10 protein-coding genes are annotated in these 9,769 nt (G+C 41.9%); 3 read left to right on the plus strand and 7 right to left on the minus strand.

Going from position 1 to position 9,769, the window contains the following annotated elements:
* Nucleotide 1: 1 nt before the first annotated feature.
* The gene (locus tag H6F42_RS02435; protein ID WP_242018299.1) at nt 2-1,120 is read right to left on the minus strand and encodes a polysaccharide biosynthesis/export family protein; all 1,119 of its coding nucleotides are present in this window, start codon (nt 1,118-1,120) and stop codon (nt 2-4) included.
* Nucleotides 1,107-3,260 (minus strand): sugar transferase, encoded by a 2,154-nt coding sequence (locus H6F42_RS21795; protein ID WP_190397771.1) that lies wholly within the window; start codon nt 3,258-3,260, stop codon nt 1,107-1,109. The genes H6F42_RS02435 and H6F42_RS21795 overlap by 14 nt, the downstream gene beginning before the upstream one ends.
* A 623-nt stretch (nt 3,261-3,883) precedes the next feature.
* Here H6F42_RS21795 and H6F42_RS02445 point away from each other — a divergent pair.
* The 3 genes from H6F42_RS02445 to H6F42_RS02455 all read left to right on the plus strand — a co-directional run bounded on the left by H6F42_RS02445 (nt 3,884) and on the right by H6F42_RS02455 (nt 7,638).
* On the plus strand, nt 3,884-5,098 hold the full coding sequence (locus H6F42_RS02445; RefSeq protein WP_190397772.1) for a glutathione S-transferase N-terminal domain-containing protein: 1,215 nt from the start codon (nt 3,884-3,886) through the stop codon (nt 5,096-5,098).
* 118 nt (nt 5,099-5,216) lie between these two features.
* On the plus strand, nt 5,217-6,161 hold the full coding sequence (locus tag H6F42_RS02450; RefSeq protein ID WP_242018300.1) for an ABC transporter permease subunit: 945 nt from the start codon (nt 5,217-5,219) through the stop codon (nt 6,159-6,161).
* Nucleotide 6,162: 1 nt separating this feature from the next.
* Nucleotides 6,163-7,638: a DASH family cryptochrome gene (locus H6F42_RS02455; RefSeq protein WP_190397773.1), complete on the plus strand. Its 1,476-nt coding sequence runs from the start codon at nt 6,163-6,165 to the stop codon at nt 7,636-7,638.
* A gap of 259 nt (nt 7,639-7,897) precedes the next feature.
* Here H6F42_RS02455 and H6F42_RS02460 read toward each other — a convergent pair whose 3' ends face one another.
* The 5 genes from H6F42_RS02460 to H6F42_RS02480 form a co-directional block, all read right to left on the minus strand.
* Nucleotides 7,898-8,056: a hypothetical protein gene (locus H6F42_RS02460; protein WP_190397774.1), complete on the minus strand. Its 159-nt coding sequence runs from the start codon at nt 8,054-8,056 to the stop codon at nt 7,898-7,900.
* A 23-nt stretch (nt 8,057-8,079) separates the two neighbouring features.
* On the minus strand, nt 8,080-8,376 hold the full coding sequence (locus tag H6F42_RS02465; protein ID WP_190397775.1) for a type II toxin-antitoxin system RelE/ParE family toxin: 297 nt from the start codon (nt 8,374-8,376) through the stop codon (nt 8,080-8,082).
* Nucleotides 8,376-8,600: an addiction module protein gene (locus tag H6F42_RS02470; protein WP_103669360.1), complete on the minus strand. Its 225-nt coding sequence runs from the start codon at nt 8,598-8,600 to the stop codon at nt 8,376-8,378. Before H6F42_RS02470 ends, H6F42_RS02465 begins: the two co-directional genes overlap by 1 nt.
* A gap of 77 nt (nt 8,601-8,677) precedes the next feature.
* Nucleotides 8,678-8,821, minus strand: coding sequence for a hypothetical protein (locus tag H6F42_RS02475; RefSeq protein WP_242018301.1), 144 nt, complete (start codon nt 8,819-8,821; stop codon nt 8,678-8,680).
* Between the two features lie 37 nt (nt 8,822-8,858).
* Complete coding sequence (locus H6F42_RS02480; protein ID WP_190397776.1) at nt 8,859-9,458, minus strand: hypothetical protein; 600 nt, start codon at nt 9,456-9,458, stop codon at nt 8,859-8,861.
* Nucleotides 9,459-9,769: the final 311 nt, after the last annotated feature.

Consider the following 9,769-nt stretch of genomic DNA (forward strand, 5'->3'; position numbering starts at 1 on the left):
CTCATTTACCCCGAAAGATCAAGTTAAAAGGCGTAAAGAAAATATCCGTAATCGCCCGTACTGCATCTCGAACATCGGTTACGGTGGAATCATAGCAACCTACTCCATCTTCAGGCATCAAAAAAGGATTATTCTTGTCATCAGTGGAATTGCGAATCAAGTCCTCTACAGACCGATCAAAGGTTTTTGTTTCTCCTGTTTGGCGATCAGTTCGCACTAAAACGGCATGACGTGAAGAATTTGTAGTGGCGGTTCCACCCAGACAGTTAGCTGAAATAACGGCTTGAGAAAATCTCGCGCCATAGGGGAATGAGGCTCCATCGGATTTAATTGAAGAAGTGGCATTACTGGGCGCAGGAATTGTCAAATTAGAAAGAAATACGCGAATCCCGGGGGGGGTAATTTGGGAAGGACGCACTAGCATATTTTGCTGCTCGGGCAATTCAGGAACGATAATGCGATCGCCTGCAATCAAAGCCACATCCTGCACTTCTTCGCCCGTAAACACACCTGAAAGATCGACAATTTGCTCCAATCCTTTGCGAATAATCCGAATTGACTTTACATTTGCCCTTGGTGTAACGCCGCCAGCCGCACGCAAGGCGGTGGTCAAGTAACGTTCGGGAGGATTATCGCCTGAAGATTGGTTTTGTTGTAAATTACGTTCTTCTGCCGAGCGATTGTTAATTGATACTCTTCCTGCTTGAAAGGTTGCTCCTGATACATTTACCTGCACGGCAGACCATTGCAAGATAGTCACATTTACCTGTAAAAACTGGGGCTGAAATAATTTGCGATCGATTAAGGTGTAATAGATTAATCGCTTTACTTCATGTAACTCTAGCCCTTTTACAGGTAATGGATCGAGGTAAGGAATTTGGATATTGCCATCCACATTCACCTCATAGACTCCGTTAAATAATTCGCCTTCAGGGATTAATACTCGAAAGCGATCGCCAACCGATAGAGGCAGGGCAACGGCTGGATCGGCGATCGCCACAGATAAGATGCAGCATTTTGCCATCAAAAGTACCCCAAATGGCAAAAAGGAATTTCGGAATGTTTTGCCAAGTAAAACATTCCGAAATTCCTTTAATTTAAGTGGTTTAGACTGCACCATTGTTACTCTCAAATAGCACTGTGACAGTTTTCCAGATTAGCCAAAGATCATATCTCACACTCCATTTCTTTTTATAGGCAAGGTCAAAACCCATTACCTCTTCAAAGCTTCTGACCGTAGAGCGTCCGCTTACTTGCCAAACGCCACTAAGCCCCGGTCTCACATCCAGCCGATTCCACTCGGTCATCTTCTCATCAGTATATTCATTTTCGAGTTCGTATAGCCCCACCTCACTGAAGGTGGGCGGTCTTGTACCGATTAAGCTCATATCCCCAACTAAAATATTCCAAAACTGAGGAAATTCATCGAGGCTAGTTTTACGCAGAAATTTTCCAATTTTGGTGACTCTCGGATCGTTACTATTTTTAAAGAACTTACCGCTATCCGCCTGACGCGGCTTGCCATCGGAGGAATTGGCAATCTCATTAGTCACCTTTTGCTTGAGCATTTCCGCATTTTTGACCATGGAGCGAAATTTCCAAATTGCAAAGGGCTTGCTCATTAACCCTGCTCTTTTTTGTTTGAAGAGAACAGGTCCTTTACTTTCTAGCTTAATGGCGATCGCTAGAGGTACAAACAAAATCATCGTAAAAGTCAATCCTACGAGAGCGCCGACAATATCAATCAGCCGTTTAGGAAAACTCCGCACCGAGGCATGAACTGGTAGTTTAGGATCTAACTCGATCGCAGGGTAGAAAAAGTACATCCCATGGGCGATCGCCCCGAGAATTGGGATCTTGAGCAAAAACTGGTAGATGCGATATAACAGCATCGACAGGGGATGAGGCTGATCTGGCGATCGCAAGACTATCTGCTTTGGCAGACGGTTAGTGCGCGTAGCTGGCTCAATATGAAATATTTGATCGAGATTAGTCATCTTCAAAACCGAAACCACCTGTGGATTTACGCTCCATAGGACTAACTCCGTTGGTTCTAACTTACCCGATTGCATATCCATGTTGCGTAAAAGCTTTAAACAAGAAATCAAAGCCCCAATACCTGAGCTATCCATAAACTCAGTTTTGGACATGTCAATAATAATCTTACGGAGTGATTCTTCTTCTTGACATAACTTCTGAAAATCTTCTTTTAATTTACGAGCTTCAGGATTAAATATATTTTTGGGAGTACTGATGATAATCGTGTCTTGAAAACTTGTAACCTGTACATCATGCAACCCAAATTTTAGAGGCTGTGGCTGATTTCCCGCCGATACATAAACAGTCTCAGGATAAAGCTGAGCAATTTCTTCAGTTCTTACAATTAAAAGATCTAAAACTTTAAGAGATTGTAAAAGCTTTGCCGATAAGCTCAAATCACGAATGCGAGTTTTAGATTCAATAAAAACTATTTGACTTCCACAAAAAAACTTCGCCGCCAATAAAAATGGCACAGCCACGCCCGCACCTGTGGTAATCACCAAATCAGGTCGATTGCGTTTAAGTACTTTGAAGGCGAGGAATAAATTTCGCAACAGGTTGGGCAAGTTACGATTAGTAGGACTAAAAGCCCAAAAAGCTTTTTCTTCCTTGAGTTCTATTTGCGTAGTACCCGTTTTAAAGGTGATCCAGTCCCGTTGAGCAAATTTTTGCCAATATTGACTCAATCCTTGCATTGCCTTGAAATGCCCCCCCGAAGAGCAAACCAGCATGATTTTTTGGTAGTCTTGGCTAGGATAGCGATCGCTCAGGTATTCACATAAAGGTGTATCTTCCCCAAAGTTTGGCGAGTTATGGGACATCGCCACTAATTTGAGGAATTTGGCAAGATCGGCAGGCGATCGTGCAATTAGCACCCCTTGATTTTCGAGATCATCCGCCATTTCTATTTGATGATCGTCCACATGCTCATGAAAACGGGCGGTGCGAGGCACTAAAATATAAGGCTTTTCATATTCTTCTAATAATAATGCTGTCCCTTCTCCACAATGGGCAATTATGGTGCTTGCTTGTTCAATGCTTTGTTTAAAATTAGTTTCAGGAAGTACTTTACTAATTTTGACATTATCAGGTAAACGTGTTGATGAGCCGTACTGGATGGTAACTTCTTCGTTAATGAACCCCTCTTTCATCAACAAATCAATCCAATCCATCAGCGCATCGAAAGGATACTGCTCAGTTCCAACTGTGACAAGTATCATAATAGATGATTCCCCGCTTGTTTTTAGTGTATAGGCTCTACGACATAGTGCAAATTAATAATCTAAGTTAGTTTTAAAGCCCAAATTTGAGTTAAGATTTAGAACATTTTTAAGAGTTACTAACTGACATTTTTGTAATCTTCTGTTTCCCTTGACTTATTTAAGATTGCTATATGTTTAGTAAATATATCATTAACTAATTATATTTGCTCACCCTTGAATATGCTTTCCGCATAATGTAGTAATTAGGGCTTCGCCGTAAAATAATACCAAATTAAGAAATGGCTAAGTAGGTAGGCATAATTAAATATAAAACCCAAATAAGCTGATTCGCACGCTTTGCGTGCGAATCAGCTTATTTGGGTTCTTGGTTTTATTAAGCCGAGGTACTTACTCCCTTCCCAGTCTAAAAATAGACATTAAAACCCAAGAATTAGCTATGCGGCGCGAAGCGCCGCATAGCTAATTCTTGGGTGGGAAGGGAGTATGCCATTTCTTAATTAAAAAAATTCTTGCTGGGTTTGGTTATTGCTGAACCTTTATTTAAGGGTTCTAAAAACGAAAATAGCTACGCCATTTTCGTTTTTGGTATAAAATCTGACGCTATGACTATGACAAGCATTATGAATATTGCTCCTTTAAGTTGGACAGCCCTCGAATCCCTCACTGATTATCAAATCGATTTAGTTAATGGGCTAACTAATGCCCAATCTCGATTGCGACTATTTGGACATGCGGAAACAGATGTGCGAGTGACCCTATATCGCGATAATCACGCATGGTGTCCTTACTGTCAAAAAATTTGGCTGTGGTTAGAGGAAAAGCAAATTCCCTATCGCATTGAAAAAATCACCATGTTTTGCTATGGCGAAAAGGAAAGCTGGTACAAGCGCAAAGTTCCTTCGGGAATGTTGCCAGCGATCGAGTTAGATGGAAAGTTAATCACGGAAAGCGATGATATCCTAATAGCGCTAGAAAAGGCTTTTGGCGTTCTCAACCGTGGAATGCTCGATAGTCAAGTTATGCCCATTAGAAAATTAGAGCGTCTTCTATTTAGAGCATGGTGTGAATGGTTATGTCGTCCGATGACCTCTCCTCAACAAGAGCAGCGCCATCGCAAACAATTTATCGAAGTAATGCAAAAGGTGGAAGAAGTTTTAGGAAGTACTTCTAGTCCTTATTTTCTGGATGAGTTCGGCACTGCCGATGTCATCTTTACGCCCTATGTTGAGCGTATGAATGCGAGTCTCTATTATTACAAGGGCTATTCTCTGCGCGAAGAGAATCCGCGTATGTCCGCTTGGTTTGATGCGATGGAAAGCCGTCCTACCTATCGCGGTACTCAGAGTGATTTCCATACCCATGCCCATGATTTGCCACCACAAATGGGAGGTTGCTGGGAAAATGGAGAACCACAAATGCTGATTAATAAGCAAAAGGTAGATCATGGCTCTTGGTTTGAGTTGCCAGATGTCACCTATCCAGAGCCAGAAACCTCCCGTGCGGAAGCTTTACAAAGAGTGCTAAAACATCGGGGCAATATTATTCGCGTTAATCCTGCCGATGACCAGATGTTTGATGAAGCGTTGCGTTGTGCTTTAACGAATATGATGTCAGGGCTGAATCCTGATCAAGTGTGTGTGCCGCCCACGGATGCCGATATTGCTTTGAGATATCTGCGCGATCGCATTAGTGTGCCTCGTGATATGTCAATTTATGCGGCTAAGCGTTTACGGGAGGCGTTAGAAAAAACGGCGGCGCTAGCGGGCGATCGCCAACCCGAAGCGATTCCCTTTCGGCATCGCCGCGATCAAGATCCCCGCAATTTTCAAGAGTAATTTAAAATTGTGGCGCAAAGCGCCGCAATTTTAATCCTTGGTGGGCAGGGAGTATAATTCGATGAAGTGTAATTACACTTCATCGCAGATTTAAACCATTTTGGGAGTAAAACGGGTCATGGCTGCTGGTAATGGGAAGATGGCAACAGATTGGCGGCATAAATTCTGGATTAATTTCTGGAATTGGCGCACGATCGCCCAGTTGATTTTTTTAGCGATCGTTATCACTTGCAGCATCTTGGCTTGGAATACCCTTGCTCGTAATATGCGAAGCTCAGGCTTAGCAATTAGCTTTGACTTTCTAGGCGACCCTGCCTCCTTTGATATTGCTGATACACCCTTCCCCTACAAAGCTTCCGATAGTTATACCAAAGCCCTACAGGTAGGCTTAGTTAATTCCCTCAAAGCGATCGCCGCCAGTATTATTGCTGCGACAGTATTGGGCGTAACTGTAGGCGTATCCCGTTTATCTAGTAACTGGTTACTCAAACAGATTTCTCGAATTTATGTGGAAGTACTTCGCAATACACCGTTACTGCTCCAGATGTTTTTCTGGTATTCCGCAATCTTTTTGACCGTTAACGCTCCCATTGCCCTCGGATTTGCCACGATTGCTAAGGATGGGATTACCATCACTGGCTTAAAAATGACCCTCAGTTCCGAATTCTGCGCCTTAGTTTTGGGACTGACTATGTTTTCCAGTGCCTTCATTGCCGAAATTGTGCGCGGCGGCATTCTATCTGTGCCTAAAGGGCAAACGGAAGCAGCAAAGGCTTTAGGTTTAAATGATTTCCAAACAATGCGAAAAATTGTTTTACCGCAAGCCTTGCGCGTCATTATTCCCTCCCTAACTAGCCAATATGTAAATATTGCCAAAAACTCTAGTCTGGCGATCGCGATCGGCTATACCGACATCTATCGCATTGCTTCCACAACAATTAATCAGACTGGTAGACCTGTAAACGTGATCCTGATTATCATGGCAACCTATCTCCTGATCAGCCTCACCATTTCGGCTAGCATGAATCTCTTAAATCGCCAATTCCAAATAGTGGAACGCTAGTATGTCCCATCAAAATATTTTAGTTTGGTTTCGTAATGACCTGCGATCGCATGACTGCGAAACTCTCTACCAAGCATCACTAGCTATTCAAAAAACGGGTGGACAGATATTTCCTGTTTATTGCTTCGATCCGCGTCACTTTCGCCACACCCAGTTTGGCTTTCCCAAGACAGGAGCCTTTCGCGCCAAATTTTTAATTGAGAGCGTCGCAAATTTACGAGAAAACTTGCGATCGCTAGGCTCTAATTTAATTGTTCGGATTGGCAAACCTGAAGAGGTTATTCCTGATTTAATTCCTCAATTAGAGATTAATTCTATTTACTATCATACGGAAGTAACTTCTGAAGAAAAGGGAGTAGAAAAGAGTCTGAATAAAAATCTTAAATCGAGAAATGCTGCAACCACTAATCTTAAACAGTTTTGGGGTAGCACTCTCTTACATCCCGATGACTTACCCTTTGCGATCGCTAAATTACCCGAACTCTTTACCCACTTTCGTAAGCAAGTAGAAGCAGATTTGCTGGTACGCCCCCCCTTTCCCATTCCCAAATTACCAACCTTATCCACGGATCTGGATTGGGGTGAAATTCCTAGCCTTGCGATTTTAGGACTTGCCGAACCTGAAGCTTGCGATCGCGCAGTTCTGCAATTTCACGGTGGTGAAAGTCAGGGATTGCAACGCCTAGAGCATTATTTCTGGCAAAGCGATCGCCTGCAAGTATATAAACAAACTCGCAATGGAATGCTTTATGCGGATGATTCCTCTAAATTCTCGCCTTGGTTAGCCCTTGGCTGTCTCAGTCCTCGCTATATCTACGCTCAAGTCAAACAATATGAAAGCGATCGCATGGCAAATGATTCTACCTACTGGCTTATATTTGAACTGCTTTGGCGGGACTATTTTCGATTTGTGGCGGCAAAACATGGCAATAGAATTTTTGAGCGCACAGGCTTAAGAGACATGGATATTCCTTGGAAAGAGGATTGGAAACGTTTTGAGCTATGGCAAGAGGGTAGAACGGGCTTTCCTCTCGTCGATGCGAATATGCGCGAACTCGCCGCCACAGGCTTTATGTCTAATCGTGGTCGTCAAAATGTCGCCAGTTTCCTCACCAAAAATCTGGGAATTGATTGGCGGATGGGGGCGGAATGGTTTGAGTCGCTATTAATTGACTATGATCCCTGTAGTAATTGGGGGAACTGGAACTATACCGCAGGTGTTGGCAACGATGCGCGAGGTTTCCGCTTTTTTAATATTAATAAACAAGCTCAGGACTACGATCCGCAGGGTGAGTATGTCAAACATTGGTTACCAGAATTGCAAGAATTACCTGCGGGTAAAGTCCATCAACCGTGGAAGCTCTTGCCCATTGAGCAGAAGCGTTTTCAAGTGCGTCTAGGCGTGGACTATCCACACCCTGTCGTCGATCTATTTGCTTCCGCGAAGGCTAATGAGGCGATTTACAATTCACTTTAGGAGATAAGGGCTTTGCAACTTAATAAAGAACCCAGTTTTTTGATGGTGGGGCTTCGCCCCACCATCAAAAAACTGGGTTCTTATCTTACTACGAAGCTAATTCATCGAGTTCATCATCAGAAAGTAAACTTTTGGTATTTCTAAATCTAATTCAACGCCAATGCGATCGCCTTGTTCGTTGGTTATGTACTGTACTGTTTCAGGCATAATTTAACTACCAAGATAAATTTCTACGTTCTGGCTGTTCCATTATTTGGTTTCATCTTTCCTTGCTACGCATAGCGTCAAATTCGGCAATGATTTCGTTTTCGCTAATGCCGTGAGCTTTTAATAATTCAGCCATTTTTTTAGAAGAACGGCGTAAGGCAATGAGGGCTTCCTTGGATGGTTTTTCAATTTTAATTGAAGGATCTTTCATAGTGAAACAATGTCTTTAAAGAATTATGTCTGGTTTCTATCTATCCAATAATTTGGTTTGCGTTGTAAATGCATAACGGCTAGGATCTGGATGCGATCGCCCCAAACTCGGTACACAATGCCATAGGGGAATCCATCAACATGGCTTCGTCTAGCATCTGCGATCATTGGTGTCCAAGCATTCGGGAACTGAGCAATGCGATTGAGGGTTCTTTCAACGGCATCAATAAAGGCTTGGTTAAGTTTACGATTGATGCTGTCATAGTATGAAGCTGCTGCTTCAAGTTCTAGTTGTGCATTAGGATCAAACTCAAGAAACATTATCGATTCCTTAGTTTTTGCAATACTTCATCGGCTGGAATTAAAGTGACTTTACCTTGATCGATCGCTTCTATGCGATTAGATATTTCTCTATTCCAAGCTGTTTCGATTTCGGGATTAATTTCATCAAGGCTGTTAAGGAGATGTTCTGCAAGCATGGCGCGGTAAAGTGGTGGCAGGGTTAAGACTGCTCCAAAAATTTCATCATAGGTTGCGTTAGTCATACAGAAACCTCCTTACAAAGCAAGTGAAGCATATTTTAGCATTTTTGGTTTAGGTGCGCTCATTCAATGGTGGCAAGCTATTGACGATCGCAACTGATTCGACACTGACGCGCACGATCGCACTTAATGAGGTCGAGGATGTAGGGCGGGTCGTCTGACCAGTGGTTAGGATTGTTGGTAATTCCGCTATCTTTGTCGCGGGTGAGTTGATAGCGTTCCATGATCCATTCTAGGACGGGTTTGCCGTTGACGATATATTCATAATAAGGTTCTGAAATATATTTCTTGTTGATATTTTAATGACAAAAAATATTTAGGAATCTCAAGTGAATTCGAGTTATCTAATGGTATCTGGCTAACCAGATTTTCTCTTCTAAAGTTTGGCGATTGCTTTTTTAATTTAATTTTTTGAGGAATTTCTTTAATTACGGCAAATTCTATTTCATAGTCCATCAAAAAATTTGTGTAGCCCCAAAAAATTTGACCAACTTTTTGTAAATACTTGTACAAACAAAAAGCTCCTTTAAGCTGATTGATGCTGTCTTTATTATCGGGATTTCCTGATTTTAATTCTAGGAAAATTGCAATCTTTTTATTTTTAATATTGGTAAAAATAACATAATCTGCTCGTTTGCATTCGCCTTGCAAGCCTTTAAAAAAATTGAGGAGTGCTGGGAATTCATCAGCTTTAAGAATAAATGTCTCTTTTGGTAATCCTTTGATTTTAATGGAATACGAGGTGTTATCAATATTTTCAGTAAGCGTTACTTCATTGCTAGAGTTTGGTAAGGGTATTAGAGGGATTTCTACATTGTTTGAAATTAATTCAGATAATATTTTATGATCCTTTTCCCACATCAGAATTCTTCTCTGTAGACGATCGCTTCTTGAATGCGGTTCATTTTATCGATTTCAGTATCAAAACTCGAAATTTTGATTCCTAACTCTCGGTCAATGTTAGCTGTTACTAATGTTCGGCAGCGCGTGTGTCTAGATTTTTGATTTAATTTAATTAAGTCTTCTTTAGCAATATAGGCTTTTATTTTAGATGGGTTTGGCGTTGTTGCATAAAAGAGGGATGGAAGGGTAGATTAAATATAAATAAGGATGGCAAAACAGCCAATGAAAGAGCAATATCAGATCCGCAACTGGTCAGAGTATAACGCAGG

The organism is Pseudanabaena sp. FACHB-1998, from assembly GCF_014696355.1.
GTDB lineage: Bacteria > Cyanobacteriota > Cyanobacteriia > Pseudanabaenales > Pseudanabaenaceae > Pseudanabaena.

Coding starts and splice junctions, on each gene's coding strand:
- H6F42_RS02435 (WP_242018299.1), bottom strand. CDS start 1,120: ATGGTGCAGTCTAAACCACTTAAATTAAAGGAATTTCGGAATGTTTTA.
- H6F42_RS21795 (WP_190397771.1), bottom strand. CDS start 3,260: ATGATACTTGTCACAGTTGGAACTGAGCAGTATCCTTTCGATGCGCTG.
- H6F42_RS02445 (WP_190397772.1), top strand. CDS start 3,884: ATGAATATTGCTCCTTTAAGTTGGACAGCCCTCGAATCCCTCACTGAT.
- H6F42_RS02450 (WP_242018300.1), top strand. CDS start 5,217: ATGGCTGCTGGTAATGGGAAGATGGCAACAGATTGGCGGCATAAATTC.
- H6F42_RS02455 (WP_190397773.1), top strand. CDS start 6,163: ATGTCCCATCAAAATATTTTAGTTTGGTTTCGTAATGACCTGCGATCG.
- H6F42_RS02460 (WP_190397774.1), bottom strand. CDS start 8,056: ATGAAAGATCCTTCAATTAAAATTGAAAAACCATCCAAGGAAGCCCTC.
- H6F42_RS02465 (WP_190397775.1), bottom strand. CDS start 8,376: ATGTTTCTTGAGTTTGATCCTAATGCACAACTAGAACTTGAAGCAGCA.
- H6F42_RS02470 (WP_103669360.1), bottom strand. CDS start 8,600: ATGACTAACGCAACCTATGATGAAATTTTTGGAGCAGTCTTAACCCTG.
- H6F42_RS02475 (WP_242018301.1), bottom strand. CDS start 8,821: ATGGAACGCTATCAACTCACCCGCGACAAAGATAGCGGAATTACCAAC.
- H6F42_RS02480 (WP_190397776.1), bottom strand. CDS start 9,458: ATGTGGGAAAAGGATCATAAAATATTATCTGAATTAATTTCAAACAAT.